The following is a 25,005-nucleotide window of genomic DNA, read 5'->3' as shown; positions in this document are numbered from 1 at the left end:
TACGCGCCTTTCAAGAAGCTGATCACCGAAGGCAGCCGCGACGCTCTGAGTGCAGAACTCAAAGACAGCGGCCTGCGTGGACGCGGTGGCGCGGGTTTTCCGCTGCACTTCAAATGGTCCTCATGCCGCGCTGCTGAAGGCGCGGTGAAGTACATCGTCTGCAACGCGGATGAAGGTGATCCGGGCGCTTACATCGACAAATACCTCATGGAAAAGCAGCCGCATAGTGTGCTGCTCGGCATGATGGTCGCGGGTTGGTTCGCCGGCGCCGAAAACGGCATCCTTTACATCCGCGCCGAGTATCCGGACTCGGTCACCATCATCAACGAAGCCATCGAAGATCTGCGCGCCGCGGGTCTGCTCGGTCAGAACATCCTCGGCACGGGATTCAACTTCATGCTGAAGTCGATCAAAGGTGCTGGTGCCTACATCTGCGGCGAGGAGACCGCCCTTCTCGCCAGCCTCGAAGGTCAGCGTCCCGAAGTGCGCACGCGTCCGCCGTTCCCGACCATCGAGGGGCTCTTCCGCAAGCCGACGATCGTCAACAACGTCGAAACCTTCTCGACCATCCACGCCATCCTCACGCTTGGTGGCAAGGGCTACGCGCAGATTGGAACTCCGCAGTCCACAGGACCGAAGCTGCTCTCTCTGGATTCGCATTTTGTGAAGCCCGGCATCTACGAAGTCGCCATGGGCACGCCGTTGCAGGAAGTCATCGACCTCGCGGGTGGATTCAAAACAAAAGTGAAAGCCATCCAGATCGGCGGTCCGCTCGGCGGCATTGTGCCGATGTCGCATGTCGGCCAGCTCACCGTCGATTTCGAAAGCTTCAAGAAGGCCGGCTTCCTTCTTGGTCATGCGGGTGTCGTCAGCATTCCGGAGTCGATGCCGATGATCGAATACATCCAGCATCTCTTCCAGTTCACCGCCGACGAAAGCTGCGGCAAATGTTTCCCGTGCCGCCTCGGCAGCACGCGCGGCAAAGAATTGATCGCCAAAGCACGCGGCGACAGTAGCTACAAGATCGACCGCGAACTCATCAACGACCTGCTCGACACGATGGAGCAGACGAGCCTCTGCGCCCTCGGCGGCGGTGTGCCACTGCCAATCAAGAATGCACTGGAGCATTTTGATGGGGAACTCGGCGGGTATTTCAAGGCATAAGCCACAACTCCGACGAGTCGATGTCGATTCACCTCGGCTCCGTTCGTCTCAAGGACGATGACACCGGTCAAACGGTCCGGCGCTTGCGCTTGATATGCAGGTGAGCGGTGGCGCGCTGGATCGCGGCCATGGCGGCGGCGACTTCTTCCTGATGCTCGCCAGGCTTGAGCTCGGCGAGCGTTTTCTTGGCGCGCTCAATGGCTTCTTCAGCAGCTTTCTCGTCGATCTTGTCCGCATCAAGCGCCACATCCGTCAGGATGCGTGTTACAGTGCCGGTCACTTCCACCAAGCCTTCACCGATGGCCATTTCGGTCGTCTTGCCGTCTTTGGTGATGCGCAGCTCACCAGGGAGCAGCGTGGTCACCAAGTTGGCATGGGCGGGAAGCACTCCCATCTCACCTTCGTAACCCGGAAGCACGACGGTATCGACCTCATCAGAGTAGATGCGGGCTTCAGGGGTGACGATTTCGAGTTTGAGGGGCATGGAAGGAATGGTCTAAATAACGAACGACGATGGCTTAACGCACTCAGTCTTTCTTCACGCTGTCGATGCCGCCCTTCATGTAGAAGTTGGCTTCAGGAACGTTGTCGTGCTTGCCGTCGAGGATTTCGGCAAAGCCCTTGACAGTGTCTTTGACGGAAACGTATTCGCCTTTGGTGCCGGTGAAGATTTCGGCCACGTGGAAGGGCTGGGAAAGGAAGCGCTGGAGCTTACGGGCGCGGAAGACGGTGAGCTTGTCTTCTTCGCTGAGTTCGTCCATGCCCAAGATGGCGATGATGTCCTGAAGGTCTTTGTAGCGCTGAAGAACGCGCTGCACGCCACGGGCGACGCGGTAGTGTTCTTCACCGACGATTTCAGGTGCGAGGGCCTTGGACACGGAGGCGAGAGGATCCACGGCAGGGTAGATGCCCAGCTCGGCGAGGGAACGCTCAAGCACGACGGTGGAGTCAAGGTGGGCGAAGGTGTTGGCCGGAGCAGGGTCGGTCAAGTCGTCAGCAGGAACGTAAACGGCCTGGAACGAGGTGATGGAACCGGTCTTGGTGGAGGTGATTCGTTCCTGCATGGCGCCCATTTCTGCGGCGAGGGTGGGCTGGTAACCCACGGCGGAAGGCGTACGTCCAAGGAGAGCGGACACTTCGGAACCGGCCTGGGAGAAACGGAAGACGTTGTCCACGAAGAAGAGCACGTCCTGGTTCTTCTCATCGCGGAAGTACTCGGCCATGGAGAGGGCGGAGAGGGCAACGCGGAGACGGGCACCTGGAGGCTCGTTCATCTGGCCGTACACGAGGGCCACTTTCGATCCTGGCTCGCTGATGTAACCACCCTGGTCGTTCTTCACGATGTTGTGACCGTCCTTCTTCACCTTGATAACGTCGGACTCGATCATTTCATGGTAGAGGTCGTTCCCTTCACGGGTACGCTCACCCACGCCAGCGAACACGGAGTAACCGCCGTGGCCTTTGGCGATATTGTTGATCAGCTCCATGATGACGACGGTCTTGCCGACGCCCGCACCACCGAATGCACCGACTTTACCACCCTTGGTGAAGGGGCAGATAAGATCGATGACCTTGATGCCGGTTTCGAGGATCTGAGCCGAAGGATTCTGGTCAACGAGCGCCGGAGCGGGGCGATGGATCGCGTAGCGCTTCTCGGTGGTCGGGGCGGCCTGGTCGTCGCAAGCGTCGCCGGTGACGTTGAAGATACGACCGAGAACTTCGTCGCCGACAGGAACGGTGATCGGGCCGCCGGTATCCTTCACGTCCATGCCGCGCTTGAGACCTTCGGTGGAAATCATGGCGATGGAACGGACCCAACCGTCACCCAGATGCTGCTGCACTTCGCAGGTAAGGCGTGCGGCCTTGCCACCTTGCTCGAAGTTGATCTCGAGGGCGTTGTAGATGGCGGGCAGGTTGCCGGAGGCGGAGAAATCCACGTCCACCACGGGACCGATGACTTGAACGATTTTGCCGATGTTGCTCATAAGACTTGGGAGATTTGGGAGGGGATGGCGGATGGGGTTTATTCGAGGGCCATCTTGGCGGTGGTGATTTCGAGGAGTTCGTTGGTGATCGCGGCCTGACGCAGCTTGTTGTATTCGAGGCTCAGGTCCTTGATCATCTGCTTGGCGTTGTCGGTGGCGTTCTTCATGGCCACCATCCGGCTGGAGTGCTCGGAGGCGCGGGATTCGAGCACCATTTGATAAACGGTGTCGTTCACATACTGCGGCAGCACGGTCTCAAAGACGACGGCGGCGCTGGGTTCAAAGGTGTATTCGGTCGTGACGGTTGCCGTCTCAATTTCAGGGGCAAAATCACGCTTGCCGCCGAGGGTCACCGGATTCACAGGCAGAAGCTGCTCGATGGTCGGAACAACGGTGACGGTGTTGATGAAATTGTTGAAGACGACGAGCACCTTCTTGTAGTCGCCCGTACGAAACTTCTCCTGAATGAAGCGACCGATGGCGCGCACTTCTGCGAACTTGGCGGGGTCCTTGATCGGGAAGTCGGCGAGGAGTGTGCGACGCAGGCGGTTGATGGCCTGAACGGCCTTCTTGCCGATGGTGACGTATTCGACTTCGCCCTCGATCTTCGAGGTGACGAGCTTCTTGAACAGATTGGTGTTCAACGCACCGCAGAGGCCTTTGTCGGAAGCGATGAGAAGAACGAGCGTCTTGTCGCCTTTGCCTTCGGAGAAGAAGGGATGCACGCCTTCCTCCGCGTGTTCCTTGAGGTTCACGAGCACCTTGTTCATCATCTCCGCGTAGGCGCGGCCGTTGCTGGCCTGGTCCTGCGCTTTCTTCATCTTCGCAGCCGCGACGAGCTGCATGGCCTTGGTGATCTGGGCCGTGTTTTTAACCGATTTGATTCGGCGTCGGATGTCGCGGGTGGAGGGCATGTGAGCGGAGAGCTAAGTGCGGAGGGCGGGTAGCCTGAAATGCTTACTTCCAGGAGGCTTTGAAATCGTCGAGGGCGGACTTGATGCCTGCTTCGACGTTGTCGAGGGTCTTCTCGTTGGCGAGCTGGTCCATGAGTTCGCTCTTGCGGGTGGAGAGGTATTCTTCGAGCTTGGCCTGGAATTCCTTCACGCGGTCCACAGCGACGGAGTCGAAGTAGCCTTTCTGCATCGCGTAGAGGCTGCAAACCATGATCGGCAGGCTCTTTGGCTGATACTGCTGCTGCTTGAAGAGTTCCACGATGCGGGCACCGCGGTCGAGCTTGGCCTTCGTGCCAGCGTCGAGGTCGGAACCAAACTGGGCGAAAGCGGCGAGTTCGCGGAACTGGGCGAGGTCGAGCTTCGTGGTGCCGGAGACTTTCTTGATGGCCTTCGTCTGGGCGGCGGAACCCACACGGGAGACGGAGAGACCGACAGAGATGGCGGGGCGGATGCCCTGATAGAACAAGTCGGTTTCAAGGAAGATCTGACCGTCGGTGATGGAGATCACGTTCGTCGGAATGTAAGCGGACACGTCACCGGCCTGGGTTTCGATGATCGGCAGTGCGGTCATGGAACCACCGCCGTAGTTTTCACTGACGCGGCAGGAGCGCTCAAGGAGGCGGGAGTGGAGGTAGAACACGTCACCCGGATATGCTTCACGACCGGAAGGACGCTTCAGGATGAGGGAGACCTGACGATAGGCAACGGCCTGCTTGGAAAGGTCATCGAACACGATGAGGACGTCGTCGCCCTGATCCATGAACCATTCACCGATGGCGCAGCCGGAGTAGGGAGCGAGATACTGGTTCACCGCGGAGTCGGAAGCGGAAGCGCTGACGATCGTGGTGTACTCCATTGCGCCGGCGTCTTCCAGAGTCTTCACCACACGGGCGATGTTCGACTGCTTCTGTCCGATAGCGACGTAGATGCAGTAGAGAGGCTTGTGGCCCTTGAGCTTGCCCTGTTCGGCGGCCTTGTTCTGCTGCGCCTGGGAAATGATGGTGTCCACGGCGATGGTGGTCTTGCCGGTGGAACGGTCACCGATGATCAACTCACGCTGACCGCGGCCGATTGGGATCATGGCGTCGATGCTCATGATGCCGGTCTGCACCGGAACGGACACGGACTTACGGGCGATGATGCCAGGAGCGAGCTTTTCGACCGGATACTGGGTTTCACCCTTGATGTCGCCTTTGCCGTCGATGGCCTGACCGAGAGCGTTCACGACGCGACCGAGGAGGCTCTTGCCGACAGGCACGGAGAGGAGACGACCGGTGGTCTTGACTTCGTCACCAGCCTTGACGTTTTCGCCTGCACCGAGAAGCACGCAGCCGACTTCGGTTTCTTCGAGGTTCAGAGCGAGACCATAGACGCCGCCAGGGAACTCGATCATTTCGTTGAGCATGACATCGCTCAAGCCTTCAATCTTGGCTGCGCCGTCACCGATTTCACGTACGATGCCCACATTGGACTTCGTGACGGCGGTCTTGAGGCCGGCGATTTGGGATTCGATCTCCTGGAGGATGTTGCTCATGGTATTGCGGGTTTGAAAAAGCTGAGAGGGAAGGGCGGGGTGTTAGGCGGAAAGGGAATCGGACAGAGCTTTGAGGCGGGCTTTGACACTGCCGTCCCAGACATCGGAGCCGACCTTGACGCGGATGCCGCCAAGGAGCTCGGGATTGACGTTAAATTCGAGAGTGAGCGGGCGGCCGTATTTCTTCGAGAGGCTGGCCTGCAGTTCGGTCTGCGTGGCAGGTGTCAGGGCGGTGGCGCTTTCGACGGCGGCGCGCTGACGATCGACTTCGTTCGCCACGAGGCGTGCGAAAGCATCAAGGATGCCGATAAAGCCACGGGGCTTGCTACTGGCCACGCTGTTGACCACGGTGCGCACACGGGACTCGTCCAGCTTTCCATCTGCGAGGCAGGCGCGGAAAAGCTGGCGGGAGGTGCGGCGGGCTTCCTTGGTGATCTTCATGGTGGCGAAGCGGCGAGAGAATTAAGCGGAGACCTGGGCGGCGGTTTCCTGATTGATGCGGGTCTGGTCGTCGGTGTTGAGGACCTTGCCGGTGACGCGGCTGGTGGCGTCAGAGACCATGCGGCCGAATTCGCGCTTGAGCTGGGACATGAGCTGCTCCTGTTCGAGCTGGGCGGCTTCACGCGCCTTGGCGATGATGGTGTTGGCGGAAGAAACGGCTTCCTGCTGGCGGCGCTCCTGAATGGCCTTGGCGGCTTCGTCAGCTTCCTTCACGAGGCGGGCTGCATCAGCCTCCGCCTTGTCAAGAAGCGCCTGGGCGTTCTGTTTGGCCTCGGCGGCGTCCTTGGCGATTTTTTCGAGCTTGGCTTCACCGTCGGCGATGCGCTGACGACGCTGCTCCAGCATGCCTAGGATCGGGCCGAAAGCGTATTTTTTGAGGATCGTGAAGACGACCCAGAAGATGATCACCTGGGCGAAAAACTTGGGCCAGGCGAGGCCGAATTTTTCGACAATCGCGTCAACTTTGCCCGCAGCGATGATGGTAGGCATGGCAGAGATCATAAGTGGAACGGAGGTGATCGGAACGAGTGAGATTTGAAAGAGGGGGAAGGAGAGAAAGGGCGGCGGACCACGCGGAGTGATCCGCCGCTGAAAGGCAGATTAGAAACCGCCGAGGAAGGCGATAATGCCAAGACCTTCAGCAAGAGCCATGGCGATAATGCCAAGGGTCAGAATGTTGCCGAAAGCGCCAGGATTGCGGCCGACGGCTTCCACAGCCTTGGAGCCGACAAGGCCCACGCCGATCGCGGCACCGCCGCCACCGAGGCCCATCGTGATGCTGCCAGTGATGCCGGCTGCGGCTGCAGGGGCGTGAGCGGCTGCTTCCTGAGCCATCGAGATAAGTTCCATTGTCATAGTGTTAGTCGTGTTTTGTTTGTTGTGTCGCCGACGTCCACGCGTTGCGCATGGTCCCGCAGGCAAATTCGATTTTAGTGGTGCGCCTCCTCATGACCGTGATCGTCATGAGTGGTGGAGAGCTGGATGTAAACCGCGCAGAGCAGGGTGAACACGATCGCCTGCAGCAGGCCGACCAGCAGTTCCATGAAGTAAAAGGGAAGAGGAAGAACAACGCTGCCGAGGAAGCTGCCAATGGCGCCCTGGCCGGCCATCAGGTCACTCATGGTGTGGATGACGTTTTCACCGGCGAAGATGTTACCGAACAGTCGGATCGAGAGCGTGACCGGACGGATGATGATGGAAACGACTTCGATGACACCGACGAAAAGGAAGACCGCGGCGACCACCATGCCCATCACGCCTTTAAGACCACCCTTAGGTCCGAAGGTGTGAACGACAAAACCCCAGATGCCGATTTCCTTGATGGTCAGGAACAGCCAGACGAGGAAAGCGGAAACAGCGAGACCGATGGTGGCATTCAAGTCGGCTGTTGGCGGACGCAGCAGCGGATCATGAGCGGCTTTGACCGAGAGGAAACCGGTGGACTCGCCCCAGCCGATCGTTCCCACGCCCGGGAAGAGGCCGAACCAGTTGGAGACGAGAATGTAGATAAAGAGAGTGCCCAACAGCGGGAACGCGAGCTTGGCCTGCTTTTCACCGACGATTCCCACCACTTGGTTGTAGAGAAACTCGACGATGAATTCGAGGAAGTTCTGCGCCTTGTGCGGCACGAGCGTCATGTTCTTCGTCGCCTTACGCGAGAACCAAAGAACAATGCTCATCACAACGAGCGCGACGAGCACCGAATTGGTCAGGAAAGCCAGCGTGCTGCTCTCTCCAAACAACCCGGACGCATAGCTGTGCACGTTCGCGAGCAGCGGCGAAAAGGAAGCTTGTTGGGAGAGTGAGGACAACATGTGAGTAGGGTCTCCCGGGGAGGCTGGACGTAGGGTCCGTCCGGGAGGAAGGGGCGCATTTTCTAGCCACAGGTGAGAGGAGAGGCAAGAGCTATTTGTGAAAAATTTCACAAAGTCGGCAAGGCCCCGGTTTTGTCGACGTGAAAGGGCTCTACAGAGCTCTTAGCTGAGTGGCGGATGTCGAACTCTGAAACGACAGATAGAAAGGTTCTGCGCTGATTCAGACACGTGCTCGACATTGGTGCTGCGGCATGCGAGCGTTCGTGTGATGCTGTCCGCCTCTCGCTTCATTTGTTTCATGCTTGCGCTGTCGTTTTCTGCCAGTGCCGCCACGAAATCCCGGTCTGTTTCCGCCTATGGCAAACCGAACGTTCTGTTCATCATCGCGGATGATCTGCGTGACTATGTCGGGTGGATGGGTGGTCATCCCCAGTCGGTGACGCCGAACATGGACCGTCTGGCGAAAATGGGCATGCGTTTCACCAATGCGCACTGCAATTACGCGCTTTGCAATCCGTCGCGCACGTCGCTGCTCTCCGGCATGCTGCCGTCTTCGAGCGGGGTGTTCGGCAACGAACAGGACTGGCGGCGCAGTGTGCAGGTCGCGGGCAAACCGACATTGCCTGAGCATTTCAAGGCGCGGGGTTACACGACGGCGGCCGCTGGAAAAGTGTTCCATGCCAACCACGGCGGGCCGGAAGGACGTCTCGCAGGCTGGCACGGCGGACGTCGAGGGTTTGAGCAGGATGCGGCGTGGGAGCAGCGCTTCCCGCAACCCGGCGTGCAGATTCCGGATCTCCCCGTGCACACCGGTCAGAACTTCAACGGCCTAAACATCTGGCACTGGGACTGGGGTGGTATTCCGGTGGAGGATGAAAAGACCGACGACGGTCAGATCGCCGCTTTCGCTGCCGACTTTCTCTCGAAAAAGCAGAAGAAGCCGTTTTTCCTCGCGCTTGGTCTCTACCGGCCCCACTCGCCGTGGTATGTGCCGCAGAAGTATTTTGACTCGCTCCCGCTTGATTCCATCAAGCTGCCGGACGTGAAGGCGGATGATCTCGATGACGTGCCGGCGATCGCGAAGACGCATCTCAAAGAGGGGCATCATCAAAAGATCGTTGAAAAGAATCTTTGGAAAGACGCTGTGCGCGCTTATCTCGCAAACGTTGCGTTCTGCGACGCCCGTTTGGGGCAGATCCTCGAAGCGGTCGAAAAAGGACCGAATGCAAAGAACACGATCATCGTCTTCACCTCGGACCACGGCTGGTATCTCGGCGAGAAACAAATGTGGCATAAAGGCAGGTTGTGGGAGCCGGTCACGCGGGTGCCGCTGTCGATCTATGCTCCTGAAGTCACCAAGCCTGATACAGTATCATCTCAGCCGGTGGCGCTCGTAGATTTGTATCCCACGCTTTGCGATCTCGTTAAACTGCCGCTGCCCGAGCATCTCGACGGCTCCAGCCTCAAGCCGCTGCTGCTTAATCCGACGGCGAAACGTGAGAAGCCGGCCGTCACGTGCATGAACGGAGGCAAAAACGCCGGTTATGCGGCCCGGGACGAACGTTGGCGTTACATCCGCTATTCCGATGGCAGTGATGAGCTTTACGATCATCAAAACGATCCGAATGAATGGACCAATCTCGCGGGAAGGCCGGATCTGGTCGCCGAAAAGATTCGTCTTGCAGGCTTTTTCCCGGCGGAATTCAAAAACGCCGCACGTCCGGCCTCCGAGGTGGTGAAGCCCGCCAGTCCTTCAGGATCGGTCGATCTCGTGTTGAACATCGGCGATGAACTCAGCGCCGATGAAGCACCGAAACTGCAGGGCAGGGGTGTTTTCATCGATGCAGCTTTCGAGTTCGACCCGCAGGTTGATCAAGACAGTACCCTGCTCAGTCAAGGGGATGCGAAGTCCGGTTATGCCCTGCATCTGGTTGCCTCCCAGCCCACGCTGACAGTGTTTGCCAACGGCAAGGAAACGACCATCAGCGGCGCGGTGCTTGAACCTGGACGGGTCAATATCCGTGCCCAGATCGATACTGGTGGAGTAGTCACCATTGCCGTGCCCGGGCACAGCGAGGTGCTGGGTGTGGCGCCGTTTGAGCAGGGATTTCCTCAAGAACCGAAATCAGGCATCGCGGCCGGTCAAAGTTTCGGCATCTTGAAAGGTGCGAAGCACCCGAACAGCACGCCGTTTGACGGCCAGGTGCATCGCCTCAACCTCACCCTCCTCCCTCCGCACCAATCTGGTGTCAAAACCAACTGACATGCGCGCACGCATCATTAAAGACTTCCGCTTCGAAGCGGCTCAAACGCTGCCCAATCTTCCCTGCGATCACAAGTGCACCAAGATGCACGGGCACTCTTTTAAGCTGGAGATCGCCATCGAAGGCGAGGTCAACCCGCACATCGGATGGGTCTACGACCACGCGGAAATTTCCAAGGCCATGAAGCCGATCATGGATCAGCTCGATCATTCCTATCTCAACGAGATTGATGGTCTTGAGAATCCCACCATTGAAAACATGTGCGCCTGGCTGTGGAAAAAGCTCTCTCCTCAGCTTCCCGGCCTCTGTGAGATCGTCTTGCACGAGACTCCCAGCGCCCGTTGCATCTTCCGCGGCGAATTCTGACCTCTTGCCATGCCTGTCCTCACCGAACGCAAAACACAGCCTCAATATGATGTGATTGTCGTCGGTTCCGGGGCTGGTGGCGGGATGGCGGCGATAATTCTCGCCTTGAACGGTGTGAAGGTGCTCATGATCGAGGCCGGTCGTAATTACGAACCGGTCAAGGAGACGCCGATGTTCAATACGCCGGAGATGGCTCCGATGCGTGGTGCGCCGACTCCGGATCGTTATTTTGGCTTCTATGATTCGAACATCGGTGGCTGGCAGGTGCCGGGTGAGCCTTACACCAACAAACAGGGCAGTGAAGGAGACTTCTGGTGGTGGCGTGCCCGCATGCTCGGCGGTCGCACGAATCACTGGGGCCGCATTTCGCTGCGTTTCGGTGAGTTCGATTTCAAACCGAAGTCGCGTGATGGTCTTGGTGTCGATTGGCCCATGAGCTACGCAGACATCGCGCCGTGGTATGATCGCGTGGAGCAGTTAATCGGCGTCTACGGAGAAAATGACGGTATCGCCAATGCGCCCAATTCATCTCCCGGAGTGCTGTTGCCTCCGCCTAGGCCGCGCGTGGGTGAACTGCTGGCCAAGAAGGCGGGAAGGAAGCTTGGAGTGCCCGTGGTAGCCGCCCATCGCGCGGTGCTCAGTCAGCCGATGGACTGGAAAAACCTGCCAAAGATACTGTTTCCGAACAATCCGAAGGCGCAGGAAATCCTCGGCAAGGACATGATGTCTCGCGCCGCGTGCTTTTGGGCCACGCATTGCGTGCGCGGTTGCAGCATCCGTGCGAATTTCCAAAGCACGACCGTGCTGCTGCCACCCGCGCTCGCCACAGGGAACCTCGACATCATCACGGATGCGATGGTGCGCGAGGTGACGATGGACGATAGTGGGAAGGCAACTGGCGTGCATTACATCGACAAGATTACGCGACGTGATGCCGTGGCGAAGGCGCGTGTGGTCATTCTCGCGGCGAGCACTTGTGAGACCTCGCGCATCCTGCTGAACTCGAAGTCACGCGACGCTGCGGGCATGGCAAACTCCTCCGGGCAAGTCGGCAAGAACTTGATGGACAGTGTCGGCACGCGTCTTGGCGCTCACATTCCTGCGATGGAAGATCTGCCGCCGATGAATGAAGACGGAGCAGGCGGCTTGCACACCTACGTGCCGTGGTGGCTGGTGAACGATCACGCCAAACTCGGTTTTGCTCGCGGCTATCACATCGAGATGGGCGGCGGTCGTCAGATGCCCGAGGTGAAGACGTTCGGCTTTCTCGATTCAACGTCGCCCGGCGTGTATGGCCGAAAGCTCAAGGAGGAAGCCCGTCGCTACTACGGTTCACAGTTCAGTTTCTCCGGCCGCGGCGAAATGATCCCGAACAAGGACTGCTACGCGGAGCTCGATCCCAACGTCGTTGATCAGTGGGGGATTCCCGTGCTGCGTTTCCATTGGAAGTGGAGCGAACACGAGATCAAGCAGGCCGAACACATGCAACAAACCTTTGCCGCGCTGCTTGAAGGAATGGGAGGCAAGGCCAAGCCTCAAAGCGGGGCGGATGCCATCCAGAGGCCCGGTGAAATCATCCACGAGGTTGGAACCGCACGCATGGGCGACAAGGCTTCTGACAGCGTCACCAATCAATACTGCCAGACCTGGGACGTGAAGAATCTCTTCCTGATGGACGGGGCTGTTTTGCCCAGCAACCCTGATAAGAATCCGACTCTCACCATTCTGGCTCTCGCCTGGCGCTCCAGCGAATGGCTGATGGAGGAAATGAAACGAGGGAATCTCTAACTGCTCAACGTCATGTCTGATTCTTCTCCCATTTCACGTCGTCACGCTCTCAGAGGGCTCATCGGCGGGGCGGCGGGTGTCGCGGCGGCACCTGCGATTGCCGCACCGAATCATACCGAACCTGCTCCGCCGGTGCATGCTTCGCGGTTTGTTTTCCACGATCCGGATTTCACGCAGCCGGTGAAGTTTCCGTGGGAGAAGCTGCTCTCGGCGGAGGAGCTTGCCGTCGCGACGGCTTTGGCGGACCTGATCCTCCCCAAGGACGAAACTTCACCCGCCGCATCCGAGGTCGGGGTTCCTGATTTCATCAACGAATGGATCAGTGCTGATTACCCGGAGCATCAGGAGGATCGCGAAGTCATCCGGGGCGGCCTCGGCTGGCTGAGCACCGAGAGCTTCAAACGTTTCACGCAGCGCTTCGAGGAACTCACCTCAGCGCAGCAATCGCAGATCGCCGATGACATCTGCGATCTCTCCCAAGCCAGCCTCGAGCACCGCGTCGGCGCGGCCTTTTTCAGGCGCTTCCGGCAGCTTTGTGTGGGCGGCTACTACAGCCACAGCCAGACTTGGAGGAGCCTCGGCTACATCGGCAACATTAGTGTTGGCGGGCCCTATCCGGGGGTTCCGGCGGAGGTGATCGAGAAGCTGGGGTTGCAGGACGTGGTTTGAGCCGTTCTGGCGGCTGTAAAAAGACTTCGTTTCGTGGCAAAAAAACCTTTGCTCGCCCTCGTGGCTTGCTAGTCTGAACGCACCTTCATCGAGAACGTTTCCGGTAGCGGTTTTTGGACGGACTCAGTCGATGGATCACCCCGTTAGAACAGACTCATGTCAGACGACAACAACGACCTCCATAGCACGACGCATGTAGCCGCAGGGCAGGCATATGGCGCCGAACAAATTCAGCATCTCGAAGGACTCAAGGCTGTCCGCCTCCGTCCGGGCATGTACATCGGCGATCCCGACGAACGCGGTCTGCATCACTGCGTGTTTGAAGTGGTGGACAATTCCATCGACGAGCATCTCGCGGGCAATTGCAAAAACGTCAGCGTCACGATTCATACGGATGGCTCACTTAGCGTCGAAGACGACGGCCGTGGCATTCCGGTCGAGATGCATGCGAAGGGCATCCCCACCGTGGAGCTCGTGCTGACGAATCTGCACGCGGGCGGCAAGTTCGGTGACGGTGCTTATGAGTTCTCTGGCGGTCTGCACGGGGTCGGTGCGAAGTGCGTGAACGCGCTTTCCGACTGGTTCAAATGCGAGGTCTATCGCGACGGAAAGATTCATGCGATCGGTTTTGAGCGCGGCATTACCACGGAGCCGCTGACTGTTCTCGGCGATCTGGATGATCCGAAGCGCACCGGCACGAAGATTACCTTCTTCCCCGATGCGACGATCTTCACCATCACCACGACGTTTAATTTCGATCGTTTGCTCGTCCGTCTGCGTGAACTCGCCTTCCTTAACCCCGGCATCAACATCACCGTCACCGACGAGCGGGTGACTCCTGCCCGCACGGAGACGCTGCTCTACACCGAGGGGGTGAAGCAGTTCGTGCGCGAGATGGGTGCGGACAAAGACAAGGTGCATCCAGAGCCGATCGCGCTGGCGGGCCGCCGCGAAATCATGATCGATGACAAGCCGAAGTTCATTCTCGTGGACTGCGTGCTACAGTATAACAAGGGGCTTAGCGAGCAGACGCTCTGCTTTGCCAACGCGATCCCGAATCCGGACGGCGGCACGCATTACAGCGGATTGAAAACCGCGCTCACCAAGGCGGTGAAGCAGTACATCAACAACAACCCGAAGGCATTTAAAGAGAAGCTTCCCGACATCGAAGGCGATGATTGCCGCGAGGGTTTGATCTGCGTGCTCAGCGTGAAGTTGCCGAATCCGCGTTTCAATTCACAGACGAAGGTGAAGCTCGTGAACGGCGAGGTTGAAGGCGTGGTGAACTCCGTTGTGTATGAAGGTCTGCTGCGATTCTTTGACGAGAATCCCGACACCGCGGTGGATGTCATTCGCAACATCATCATCGCCGCGAAATCCCGCGAAGCCGCGCGCAAAGCCCGTGAAGCGATCCGCAAGGATGCGATGAGCAGCGGTGGTCTGCCTGGCAAGCTGGCGGATTGTTCCGAACGCGATCCGGCGAAGACTGAGTTGTTTATTGTCGAGGGTGATTCCGCCGGTGGCTCTGCCAAGATGGGACGCAACCGCCACAATCAGGCGATTCTCCCGCTGCGTGGTAAATTGATCAACACAGAGAAGGCGCGTTTGGAGAAGGTGCTGCAGAACAAGGAAATCCAGACCATGATCACCGCGATCGGCACCGGCATCGGTGGCGACAGCGAGGTGGAGGGTTCCTTTAACATCGAGAAGCTCCGCTACCACAAGATCGTCATCATGACCGACGCCGACGTGGACGGCAGCCACATCCGCACGCTGCTGCTCACGTTCTTCTTCCGTCAGATGCCGGAACTCGTGAAACGAGGCCACATTTTCGTCGCCCAGCCGCCGCTTTATCAGGTGACACGCAAAAAGCGCGAGGAGTATGTTCAGAGCGACGCCGAGATGGACGCCATCCTGCTCGAGCTCGGTTCTGGAGAAATCAGCCTGCGCAACATGGCCGATGGCAGCAAGATCGAAGCTGAGAGACTCAAATCGATCCTCGAACTGCTGGTGCCGTTGGCCAAATTCGCCGACATCATCCGTCGTCACGGTGGCGATTTTGAAAACTACCTTCAGGCGCGTGACGGAGCCACCGGCAATCTGCCGCATTACCTCGTGATGATCCGCGACGGCAACGAGGAGGAGGTGCACTACTTCCTCGGCAACGAGCAGCTTGCGGCCTTTGCCCGCGAGAACAGCGACCTGCATCTGTTTGCCAAGCCGGAGACGTCTGACGAAGCCAATGGCAATGGCGCAGCGCCCAAAACCACGCGCCGTGCCCGCCTGATCGAGATTCACGAGGCCCACGGCATGAAGCGCCGCTTCCAGCAGCTCGACGAGCTGGGACTGCACGTCGATCACTTCAGCAGCCAGGACAAGCCGCTCTTCGAGATCATCGAAGGCGACGGTGACAACGCCAAGGTGCATCCCGTCTTCAGCATCCCCGGCATCCTCGACAAAGTCATGGAGATCGGGAAGCGCGGCATGGAGATCAAGCGCTTCAAAGGTCTGGGGGAAATGAACGCCAAGCAGTTGTTCGAGACCACCATGGACCCGAACAAGCGAACGCTGCTTCAGATCAAGCTCGACGAGAGCAACGCCCACGAGGCCGAGCGCATCTTCACCATCCTGATGGGAGATGTGGTCGAACCACGCAAACACTTCATCGAAGAGAACGCGCTCAACGTGCGCAACCTGGACGTGTAGTCCGCTCTCACCTGAACCCGTTCACTTAACGCCTTACCGTTTCCTTCGATGCAAGATCCCAACATTCGCCCCATCTCCGTTGCCGACGAGGTGAAGAGCTCGTTCCTGGACTATTCGATGTCCGTCATCATTTCGCGTGCGCTGCCGGACGTGCGTGATGGTTTGAAACCCTCCCAGCGACGCATCCTTTATGCGATGCACGAGCTCTCGCTCTATCCGCCAAAGAAGCACATGAAGTGCGCGAAGATCGCGGGTGACACCTCCGGTAACTACCATCCGCACGGCGAGGCCGTGATTTACCCGACCTTGGTTCACATGGGCCAGCCCTGGGCCATGCGCGAGCCGTTGATCGACCCACAGGGGAACTTCGGCTCGGTGGAAGGTGATCCTCCGGCCGCCATGCGTTATACGGAAGCCCGCATGACGCATCTCGGCGGCACGCTGATGTCCGACATGGACAAGGAGACCGTCGATTTTGTCCCGAACTACGATGAACGTCTCACCGAGCCGACGGTGTTTCCGGCGGCGTTTCCGAATCTCATCGTCAACGGCGGCACGGGTATCGCCGTCGGCATGGCCACGAACATGCCGCCGCATAATCTCGGTGAGGTTGTCGATGCGGTGTGCGCGCAGGTGGACAATCCCGCGATCACATGCGCCGAACTGATGCAGTTCATTCAGGGGCCGGACTTCCCCACGGGCTGTGTGATTCAGGGAACCAGCGGGATTCACGACTACATGGAAACGGGCCACGGTGCCGTGCGCATCCGCGGCCAGGCCGAAGTGGTCGAGAATGGCAACCGCGAGCAGATCATCGTCACCGAGATTCCGTTCAACGTGAACCGCGCCGAGCTGGTGAAGCGCATCGCCGAGCTCGCCAACGAGAAGGTCATCACCGAGATCAGCAGTGTCCGCGACGAATCCGACGAGAACACCCGCGTTGTCATTGATCTGAAGCGTGACGCGCGTGCGCAGGTTGTGCTGAACAACCTGTACAAGCACACCCAGTTGGAGACGAGCTTCTCCATCCACATGCTGGCCATCGACGGTGGCAAGCCTCGTGTGCTAAGCATGAAGGACGCGATTGCGTGCTACATCGAGCATCGCCGCGAGGTCATCATACGCCGCACGCGTTATTTGCTGAAGCAGGCGGAGCAGAAGGCGGAAAAGATGGAAGCGCAGCTTCTTGCGCTGGGTCATCTGGACGACTTCATCAAGATCATCCGAGACAGTCGCACGCGTGACGATGCCCGTGCGCAGTTGAAGGCCTACAACTTCAGCATCGCCACTGCGGAGCAACTTGGCATCCTCATCCGCGGCCAGGCCAGCATTCAGGGCGACCGCTATGTCTTCACCGACAAGCAGGTCGATGACATCCTTGAACTTCGGCTCTACCAGCTCGTCGGACTCGAGCGCGACAAGATCAAGGCCGACTACGATGACATCCTCACGAGCATCCGCGACCTGATGGACATTCTGGCCCGCGAGATCCGTGTGCTGCAGATCATCAAGGACGAGCTCCAGGCCATCAAGGCCAAGCATGCCACGCCGCGTTTTACCCGGATCGAGGCCGCTGAAGGTGAGATCCAAAGCATCGACCTCATCCCGAACGATCCCGCCGTCGTCACCATGACGCACCTTGGCAGCATCAAGCGCACAGCCACCGCTGAGTATCGGCTGCAAGGGCGTGGCGGGAAGGGACTCAAGGGGATGGAAACCCGCGAGTCACAGAGCGACGACGAGGCCGACGACTTCGTCGAGCACCTCTTCAGCGCGCATCTGCACGACTTCCTGCTCTTCTTCACCAACACAGGCCGCATGTATGTGGAGCGCGTGTATCAGATCCCGGAAGCGCCGCGAACCGGCAAGGGACGCAGCATCAAGAACCTGCTCAATCTCCGCTCTGAGGAGAAGATCGCCGCCGTGCTCATTCTGGAGGCCCAGGGGCCGGAAGACGAGGCCATGTGGGCCGCTGACAAGTATGTCCTGTTTGCCACCAAGGACGGTACCATCAAGAAAACAGCGCTCGAAGAGTTCAAAAACTACCGCAAGGACGGCATCATCGCCATCAAGCTCGATGAAGGCAATGATCTCGTGAAATGCGTCCTCACCGACGGCAACAAGGAGATCTGCCTCGTCACCCATGAGGGCATGTGCGTGCGCTTCCATGAGACCGGCGACAATCCCGAATCGCCGAACCTGCGTCCGATCGGTCGTGCCACCGCCGGAGTGCGTGGCATCACGTTGGACGACGGCGACTTCCTCGTCGCCTGTCTCACGAACGATGCAGACACCATGCTGCTCGTCGTTTCCGAGCGCGGTCTCGGCAAGCGCACGAAGTTTGACGAGTATCGCATGACCAACCGCGGCACGAAGGGCGTCATCACGATGAATGTCACCGACAAGACCGGCAAAGTCGTCGCGGCCGAGTCCGTGCATGAAACCGACGAGCTCATGCTCATGACCACCAAGGGCCAGAGCGTGCGCATCCGCGTGCAGGACATCCGCGAAACCGGTCGCAACGCCCAGGGGGTCAGGCTCATGAATCTCAACGAAGGTGAAACCATCCAGGACGTCTCCACCGTCGTCTCCGATGAGGCTGAATCTGCCGGAGAAACAGAGGAAGCCACCGCTGAAGGCGATCCACCTGCTCCTGATGTGGCTTGAACGGTTTAGAGGCAGGAAATCGTCGCGGACGTCGTTTGGATGTCCGTCATGATTCGCCTGCCTCTGTTCGTTCTTTTGCTCGCCGTCACCTCGCTGCACGCAGCTTCGTCGAAACCCAACTTCCTGCTCATCCTCGCGGATGACCTAGGCTACTCGGATCTCGGTTGCTACGGCAGCGAGATTGCGACGCCGAATCTGGACAAACTCGCGGCTGAGGGGCTGCGCTTCACGCAGTTTTACAACACGGCGCGCTGCTGGCCGACGCGCAGTGTGCTGATGACAGGACACTATGCCCAGCAGGTGGGGATGGATCCGCAGTATGGCAGGTTTCCGGACTGGGTGCGCACGCTGCCGCAGCGTTTGTCGAAGCTCGGCTACCGCAGCTACCACTCCGGCAAGTGGCACGTGAACAACGCACCCAAGGTCGTGGCCGATGGCGGCTTCACGCGCTCCTACTACGTCGCGCAGCAGGACAATCACTTCCATCCGAAGCGGCACGAGCTGGATGATAAGCCGCTGCCGGAGCCGGACGGGCCTTGGTATTCCAGCACGGCAATGGCGCAATACGCGATCGATTTCCTCAAGGAGCACGCGCAGCAGCATGCGGACACGCCGTTCTTCACCTACCTGGCCTTCACCGCGCCGCATTTCCCGGTGCAGGCGCCGCAGGAGGACATCGACAAATACAAGGACCATTACACCAAGGGCTGGCCAGCGACACGCGCGGCACGCTTCGCAAAGCAGAAGGAGGTGGGGCTGGTGCACACCACCCTGTCCGATCCCGAACCGCAGATCACCGCGCCGAGCGGCAAGGAGAGCGACCTGGAGATTCTTGGCCCCGGTGAAACGCGTCACGCCGTGCCATGGGAAAGTCTGACGGAGGAGCAGAAACAGTTTCAGGCGACCAAGGAGGCTATCCACGCCGCGATGATTGATCGCCTCGATCAAGAGGTGGGGCGCGTGCTCGCACAGTTGAAGGCGATGAACGCGATGGAGAACACGCTCATCCTGTTCCTCTCCGACAATGGTGCGAGCGCGGAGGTGATGGTGCGCGGTCTTGGCCATGACAAGACGGTGCCGATGGGGTCAGGTCTGTCCTATCTCTGCCTCGGGCCCGGAGGATCGACGGTTTCCAACACGCCGTTCCGTCGTCACAAGATCTGGACGCACGAAGGCGGTATCAGTACACCGCTGATCGCGCATTGGCCGCAAGGCATCGCTGTGAAGGGCGAACTGCGCGATACACCGGGACATGTCATCGACATTGTGCCCACGCTGCTGGCGCTCGCGGGCGACGAGCATCCCGTGATGCCGGACAACGCGCCACCGTATCCGGGGCGGAGTCTGGTGCCCGCCTTTGCGAAGGATGAGACGATCAGCCGCGATTACCTCTTCTGGAATCACTCCGGCAACCACGCGCTGCGCGAAGGCGACTGGAAGATCGTCAGCGCCGCCGACAACAACGATGTGTGGGAACTCTACGACCTGAGCACCGACCGCGCCGAATCGAACAACCTCGCCGCCAAGGATCCCGAGCGCGTGAAGGCGATGGCCGAGCGCTGGGTGAAGCTGGAGAAGGAATTCGTCGCGCAGGCCGGACCCAAACCCGCCGTCAAAGCGAAAGGGAGTGGCAAAGGCAAAAAGGCGGAGAAATGATTCACGTTAGGCGGGCCGTTGAAGCCGCTGCACCGTAGCCAGTTGACAGCCAAGCGGCTTCGCTCCATTTCCTGAATCAATGCAAACACAGCACCTTGAAGTACATGATCTTTATCAGCTGTGGGCAGATGGCTATGATGAGCCCGTCAATCCGTTGGTGAAGGCCGAAGAGAAGACTCTAGGGCGACTGGCATTTGATGTGGTTGGAAAGAAAATCCTCGATGTCGGGTGCGGCACAGGGCGGCACACGATCCGCTTGGCTCAAGCGGGGGCGGAGGTCACGGGTGTTGATTTTTCAGACAAGATGCTGGCGGTTGCGAGGAAGAAGGCTGAAGGCCTTCAGGTCAGGTTTGTCCAGGCGGATTTGAGATCGATTCCGATCGACGAGTCCTTTGACATGGTGACGTGTAACCTGGTTTTGAATCACGTGGAAGACCTGCATGCAGCCATCAGAGAGATCTCGCGCCTTGCCAAGACGGGAGGTCGGATCCTGATCTCCGACATGCGTTCGGATCACTGGTGGTGCACCAAGAAGCGAATCCGGATTCTTCCAGATTTCACAACGTCTGGCTTCCGGCACCGCCAGGCGGATTACAAGGCCGCGTTTGCTGCTGCAGGACTGAAATTGGATCTGCGGAAAAAGATTTATGTTAGCTGTGCGACAGCATCCGGATTGAGACGAAAGCTTCTACTGAAGTTCTTTGCCGCCGGTTATATTTTTGAGCTGACCAAGCGGTGACTTGATCGAAGATGCGGCTGGTTCCCAGGTCAGCAGGAAGCAAATCTCAAGGAACGACCATGGGCATGACTCATGCCTTGAAGGGAAGCCAGCGTTCCACTTTGCCGGTGGCGGGATCGGGTTCCAAGAAGGGCACCTGCCGGGTGGCGCAGGACACTTTTTGGCAGTCGCGTTCATCGAGATAGGAACGCATGTTGGCCGTCAGTTCGGCGGCAATCTGCGTGCCGTCGATGCCGTCAGCCACACAGAACAAACATTCGATGCTGGCCTGGCCGGTCTGGCGCACCTGAGTGTCGGTGATGCGCGGATCACCATCCAGACCTTTGAGCAGATCCAAGCCGATGAGGATGCGTCTTTCAGGCACCTGAAACTCATAGGTGATGGCGGTACGGCCAACGATGGAGTCGATGCGCCGGAAGGGCCAGCCAGGCTGAACCGGCCCGAGGCGGACGCGGTCGTTGAGGCGGTAGCGCAGGAGCGGCATGGCGCGGTTGAAGAGCGGAGTCACCAGCACATGATCGGAGGCCTCGCCCTCCGGCACGGCATGTTCATCCTTACCGACGTTTTCGAAGACGGTTAGGTCCTCCAGCAGAGTCAGGTGGTCCACTCCCTTCCATTGCCGTGCGATCGCAGGACACTCAGCTGCGCCATACCCGTTGAGCGGTTCATGGCCAAAAGCACGGCGGCAGAGTTTCTGTGTGTTTGGTGTGAGCATGTCTCCACCCGTGGAGATGGCTGCTCCGGGCCGGGAGAAGTCGAGGTGAAGCTCTCCCGCTAGCTGAGCGTGGGCCAGACGCTCCAGCATTGAGGCGTACACGATCAGCACATCAGGCTGGAGCTGCTCCAAACGCTGCCGTATCTGCCCCCAAGGAAGGCCCGCATTGATGCAGTAATTCTGCGTGAAGAGAGCGCCAACCCATGGGCGGGTGCGGAAGAGAGAGGCAGATGCCGAGGGCGATCCCTCACGCACAAAAGCCACTAGGCGAAGCCTGCGGCGGAATGGATTCCAGCCCCGTGGATGAGACTGCGCAGCCGAAGGTCCGTTGCGCGCCGAATGAACAGCATGCATCCAGTCCAAAGACTCAAGGTCATGGACAAGAGTGACGGCGGGACCTGAGGAGCCGGAAGTCTTGCAAACCATCCAGCGACCATGGAGCAGTTTGCCCCAGTTGCGCTTGTCGTCGAGATAGGCTTCCAACTTGCGGCGTTGCAGCCGGGGGTCTGACACGATCTCATCCCAGTTTTCTACGAGCATGGCCTTTGTCAGCGGCGGGATGTCTTCCAGTGAGCAGCGGTCCACATCAATGCCTGCGAGGTGGCGTCTGTAAAACGGGCTGGTGCTCAGTGCGTAGCGGGTCAGAGCGCGCCAGCGCTGCTCCTGCAAGGCAAGCATGCCGGGCCGGTCCAGGTTCTGAGCATGCTGGATGGATTTGGATGCACGTATGAGGTTGAACAGTCTGCCCATCGCTGAGCAGTCGCATAGACCTAGTGGCAGGCAAGAGTCAACATCGCGTCAAGAACGGGGCGTTTTTTTTGTCGCTTCCGTGTTCGCCGGACGTTAGCTTTCCAGAGGACCTCAACCACCGCGCCGGGAAGACTTCGAGGATGCCCGGCTTCCGTCGTCATGTTTAAAGAAATTGATTTCAGTTCCAACCGTCCCCTCATCGAAAAATTCCGCCGCAGCTCCTATGGCGGGACCATTACCCACGTTCTCGATGAGTTTGATGAGCAGGCCCACCATTTTGCGCTCTACAACTCAAAAGGGGATGTGCTGGGGATCACACGTGTCCTGCGCAGCGACGAAGTGAAGCAGTTTGAAATGATGAGGGAGTCCCAACTGAAGGATCTGGTGCTGCCGTCGGCCAAATTGAGCCTGGAAGGCTCACGCTCCTGCACCGTGAAGGGGAGCGGCGGGGTGCATCTCCTGAGGATCTGCCTGGGGGTCAATGAGTATGCGGTCAAAAACGGCGCCGAGTATCTGATCACCAAGACGGGCAAGCACCTGCTGTCGGTTTACCAGCACTTCGGATTCACCACGTTTGGCCCGCCGTTTGTCTCGGACTTCTTCGAGGACAAGCGTCCCATCTATCCGATCATGTATCGTTGGACGACGGTGCGCAAAGAAGAGCCTGAAGAAGAGGTGCTGGTCTGGTGAAAGACGGGGGAACCTGAGCGTCAGGCAATCGGTGCGCCGCCGTGCGCTGGCAAGGGAACAAACATGTCGACCTTGCCCGAACGCGGGTTGGGCTCGATGGCAGGTACGCAATGAGCCGAGCACGACACCTGATGACAATCGCACGAGTCCAGGTGCGCGCGCGTATTGGCGGTGATCTCGCGTGTGAGTCGTGCCGCGTCCGCTCCAGGGAACACGGTGAAAAGGCACTCCACGCTGGACGGTCCTGTCTGGCGTGCCTGCCAGGTGACGACACGCGGGTCTGTTTCGTGAATGCCGAAGACATTCAGGCCGACAATGACACGCTCTTCAGGCGTGTGGAAGGTGAAGGTCATGCCGCTGCGGCCGAGGATCTCATCAATGCCGCGGAAGGGCCAGCGTGCATGCACATCCCCCAGACGTACGCGGTCAGTGAGCCGATAGCGAAGGAGCGGGAAAGCGCGATTGATGAGAGGCGTCACCAATACATGGTCTGAAATCGCCCCCTCGCACGCAGGTCGGTCCTGTGCGTCAACAGCTTCAAACACTGTGAGGTCTTCCAGTAACATGAGGCGGTCCATGCCGGACCACTGGCGCGCGATGACGGGGGATTCGCCGCAGCCGTAGCCGTCGAGCGGTTGCACGTGGAAGGCATGCTCGCAAAGTGTGCGAATGCCCGGCGAAAGAACATCACCACCGGTCGAAATGCCAGATCCGGGTGCAGTGAAGTCCAATTGAAGTCTTCCATCCAGTTGCGCCCACGCTAGCCGTTCGAGGATGGAGGCATAGCAGATGAGAATGTCGGGCTTAAGTTTGTTCAGTTGCTGCAGAATCTTCTCCCATGAGGCACCTGCGTTGATGGCGTGATGGCTGCAAAAAATCGCCCCCACCCAGGGGCGGGTGTGAAACAGCACCGCTGACGCCGAGGGGGCGGTCTCCCAGATGAAGACTGCCATGCGTGGCCTTCGGCGAAGAGGATTCCACCCAGGCGATTGGGATGTTGCTGGATCAGAGCCATTGCGCACCGCGTGGGCTGCGTGCATCCAGTCCACCGCAGTCACATCATGTGGGGTTGTGATTGAGATACCCGAGGTGCCTGAGGTCTGGCAAACGAGCCAGCGGCCCTTGAGGAGCCGGTTCCAGTTGTCAGGGTTTTCGAGATATTTCTCCAACGCTTCCCGTCGCAGGCAAGGTTCCGATACAATCTCATCCCAGTGTTCGATCAGCGTCGTTTTGGACAGCGGGGGAATGTCAGTGAGAGCACAACACTCCGGGTCGAGTCCCTTCAGGTGGCGTCGGTAAAACGGGCTGGTGGCCAGCGCATGCCGCATCATAGACCTCCAGCGTCGTTCTTGAAGGGCCAGCATGTCGGCCCGTGTCATCTGTTGTGCCTCGCGGAGTGATTTCTGAGCACGTATCAGGTTCAACAGCCGGTTCATGCGGTGAGTGTCTCAATGAAGACTGATGAAGACTGAGCCAATCTCGGCGAGCGCGGGGCTATTTGACGCCACCGATCTTGCAGCCTTGCGCTTCGTGTTGTGGAGAAGGGACGGGTTTGCCGGCTAGGACTGCATCGAGGGCATCGCGGAGATCCTTCGTGGTCGCGGCACGCTGGCGCTTGGTGGGGCCTAGGTAGAGGTCGTTGATGCGGCCTTTATAGAGGGTTTCTGTTGTGGGTGAGAGGACGACAGCTTCGGGCGTGATGGTGGCTTTGACCTGCTTCGCGAGCGCCTGTGTTTTGTCGACCAGCACCGTGGCCTTCACCTCGGAGAGCACGGCGTGCTCGAGCGCGACCTCGAGAGTGATCTCGGAATCGGAATGGACGAGATAAACGGCGACGCGGTCGCCATAGTCGACGGCGATTTGGTTGATCTCCTTCATGAACGAACGGGTGGTCGAGCAGAAGGGCGAGACGAAGAAGAGGACGACGGCCTTCTTCCCGCCAGCGGCCAGCGGATCGTAGCTCTTCCCGTCGGTGGCGGGAAGTTCGAGCGCGGAAGCGATGCCGCTGAACAACAGGGAGGCGAGAAGGAGCCAGCGCATGAGC

The 25,005-nt window shown here is 59.0% G+C and carries 21 protein-coding genes; 10 read left to right on the top strand and 11 right to left on the bottom strand.

The annotated features are described in order from the left end of the window. A partial coding sequence (locus KDL09_RS10185) for an NADH-ubiquinone oxidoreductase-F iron-sulfur binding region domain-containing protein (RefSeq protein ID WP_294384458.1) occupies window positions 1-1,164 on the top strand: 1,164 nt, incomplete at its 5' end. Window positions 1,165-1,231: 67 nt separating this feature from the next. Here the strand turns inward: KDL09_RS10185 and atpC are convergent. The 8 genes from atpC to atpB form a co-directional block, all read right to left on the bottom strand. Then, window positions 1,232-1,648 (bottom strand): ATP synthase F1 subunit epsilon, encoded by a 417-nt coding sequence (atpC, locus tag KDL09_RS10180; protein ID WP_294384456.1) that lies wholly within the window; start codon window positions 1,646-1,648, stop codon window positions 1,232-1,234. Window positions 1,649-1,691: 43 nt separating this feature from the next. Then, window positions 1,692-3,149 carry a F0F1 ATP synthase subunit beta gene (gene atpD / locus KDL09_RS10175; protein WP_294384455.1) on the bottom strand — a complete coding sequence of 486 codons (1,458 nt, stop codon included), beginning with the start codon at window positions 3,147-3,149 and terminating at the stop codon, window positions 1,692-1,694. A gap of 38 nt (window positions 3,150-3,187) precedes the next feature. Then, window positions 3,188-4,063 (bottom strand): ATP synthase F1 subunit gamma, encoded by an 876-nt coding sequence (gene atpG / locus KDL09_RS10170; RefSeq protein WP_294384453.1) that lies wholly within the window; start codon window positions 4,061-4,063, stop codon window positions 3,188-3,190. A 43-nt stretch (window positions 4,064-4,106) separates the two neighbouring features. Further along, window positions 4,107-5,636: a F0F1 ATP synthase subunit alpha gene (gene atpA, locus KDL09_RS10165; protein WP_294384451.1), complete on the bottom strand. Its 1,530-nt coding sequence runs from the start codon at window positions 5,634-5,636 to the stop codon at window positions 4,107-4,109. Between the two features lie 42 nt (window positions 5,637-5,678). Further along, complete coding sequence (atpH, locus tag KDL09_RS10160; protein ID WP_294384449.1) at window positions 5,679-6,077, bottom strand: ATP synthase F1 subunit delta; 399 nt, start codon at window positions 6,075-6,077, stop codon at window positions 5,679-5,681. 21 nt (window positions 6,078-6,098) lie between these two features. Then, the gene (locus KDL09_RS10155; RefSeq protein ID WP_294384448.1) at window positions 6,099-6,626 is read right to left on the bottom strand and encodes an ATP synthase F0 subunit B; all 528 of its coding nucleotides are present in this window, start codon (window positions 6,624-6,626) and stop codon (window positions 6,099-6,101) included. A 111-nt stretch (window positions 6,627-6,737) separates the two neighbouring features. Continuing rightward, window positions 6,738-6,986: an ATPase gene (locus KDL09_RS10150; protein ID WP_345781086.1), complete on the bottom strand. Its 249-nt coding sequence runs from the start codon at window positions 6,984-6,986 to the stop codon at window positions 6,738-6,740. Window positions 6,987-7,066: 80 nt separating this feature from the next. Next, a complete protein-coding gene (atpB, locus tag KDL09_RS10145) occupies window positions 7,067-7,951 on the bottom strand; it encodes a F0F1 ATP synthase subunit A (protein WP_294384445.1) in 885 nt (294 codons plus the stop codon). Window positions 7,952-8,249: 298 nt separating this feature from the next. Here atpB and KDL09_RS10140 point away from each other — a divergent pair, with 298 nt between their 5' ends. The 8 genes from KDL09_RS10140 to KDL09_RS10105 all read left to right on the top strand — a co-directional run bounded on the left by KDL09_RS10140 (window position 8,250) and on the right by KDL09_RS10105 (window position 20,806). Next, entirely contained in the window at window positions 8,250-10,214 is a 1,965-nt protein-coding gene (locus KDL09_RS10140; RefSeq protein WP_294384443.1) for a sulfatase, read from the top strand. Between the two features lies 1 nt (window position 10,215). Continuing rightward, entirely contained in the window at window positions 10,216-10,581 is a 366-nt protein-coding gene (gene queD / locus KDL09_RS10135; protein WP_294384441.1) for a 6-carboxytetrahydropterin synthase QueD, read from the top strand. Between the two features lie 9 nt (window positions 10,582-10,590). Next, the gene (locus KDL09_RS10130) at window positions 10,591-12,369 is read left to right on the top strand and encodes a GMC family oxidoreductase (protein WP_294384439.1); all 1,779 of its coding nucleotides are present in this window, start codon (window positions 10,591-10,593) and stop codon (window positions 12,367-12,369) included. A 12-nt stretch (window positions 12,370-12,381) separates the two neighbouring features. Next, window positions 12,382-13,038 (top strand): gluconate 2-dehydrogenase subunit 3 family protein, encoded by a 657-nt coding sequence (locus KDL09_RS10125; protein WP_294384437.1) that lies wholly within the window; start codon window positions 12,382-12,384, stop codon window positions 13,036-13,038. Between the two features lie 156 nt (window positions 13,039-13,194). Beyond that, on the top strand, window positions 13,195-15,744 hold the full coding sequence (locus KDL09_RS10120; protein WP_294384435.1) for a DNA gyrase subunit B: 2,550 nt from the start codon (window positions 13,195-13,197) through the stop codon (window positions 15,742-15,744). 48 nt (window positions 15,745-15,792) lie between these two features. Continuing rightward, a complete protein-coding gene (gene gyrA, locus KDL09_RS10115; RefSeq protein ID WP_294384433.1) occupies window positions 15,793-18,411 on the top strand; it encodes a DNA gyrase subunit A in 2,619 nt (872 codons plus the stop codon). A gap of 48 nt (window positions 18,412-18,459) precedes the next feature. Further along, window positions 18,460-20,067 carry an arylsulfatase gene (locus KDL09_RS10110; protein ID WP_294384431.1) on the top strand — a complete coding sequence of 536 codons (1,608 nt, stop codon included), beginning with the start codon at window positions 18,460-18,462 and terminating at the stop codon, window positions 20,065-20,067. A gap of 79 nt (window positions 20,068-20,146) precedes the next feature. Beyond that, window positions 20,147-20,806: a class I SAM-dependent methyltransferase gene (locus tag KDL09_RS10105; RefSeq protein WP_294384429.1), complete on the top strand. Its 660-nt coding sequence runs from the start codon at window positions 20,147-20,149 to the stop codon at window positions 20,804-20,806. A gap of 70 nt (window positions 20,807-20,876) precedes the next feature. Here the strand turns inward: KDL09_RS10105 and KDL09_RS10100 are convergent, their stop codons facing one another. After that, window positions 20,877-22,199 (bottom strand): hypothetical protein, encoded by a 1,323-nt coding sequence (locus tag KDL09_RS10100; RefSeq protein WP_294384428.1) that lies wholly within the window; start codon window positions 22,197-22,199, stop codon window positions 20,877-20,879. A gap of 231 nt (window positions 22,200-22,430) precedes the next feature. Between KDL09_RS10100 and KDL09_RS10095 the strand changes: the two genes are divergently transcribed. Continuing rightward, entirely contained in the window at window positions 22,431-22,961 is a 531-nt protein-coding gene (locus tag KDL09_RS10095) for a GNAT family N-acyltransferase (protein ID WP_294384427.1), read from the top strand. Window positions 22,962-22,981: 20 nt separating this feature from the next. On the opposite strand, the gene KDL09_RS10090 is transcribed toward KDL09_RS10095, so the two are convergent. Both KDL09_RS10090 and KDL09_RS10085 read right to left on the bottom strand, forming a co-directional pair. After that, window positions 22,982-23,914 carry a hypothetical protein gene (locus tag KDL09_RS10090; protein ID WP_294384426.1) on the bottom strand — a complete coding sequence of 311 codons (933 nt, stop codon included), beginning with the start codon at window positions 23,912-23,914 and terminating at the stop codon, window positions 22,982-22,984. Between the two features lie 541 nt (window positions 23,915-24,455). Beyond that, complete coding sequence (locus KDL09_RS10085; protein WP_294384424.1) at window positions 24,456-25,001, bottom strand: redoxin domain-containing protein; 546 nt, start codon at window positions 24,999-25,001, stop codon at window positions 24,456-24,458. Window positions 25,002-25,005: the final 4 nt, after the last annotated feature.

The sequence above is a fragment of the Prosthecobacter sp. genome (genome assembly GCF_020439865.1).
Classification (GTDB): domain Bacteria; phylum Verrucomicrobiota; class Verrucomicrobiia; order Verrucomicrobiales; family Verrucomicrobiaceae; genus Prosthecobacter.
This window is presented reverse-complemented; position numbering and strand designations above follow the sequence as displayed.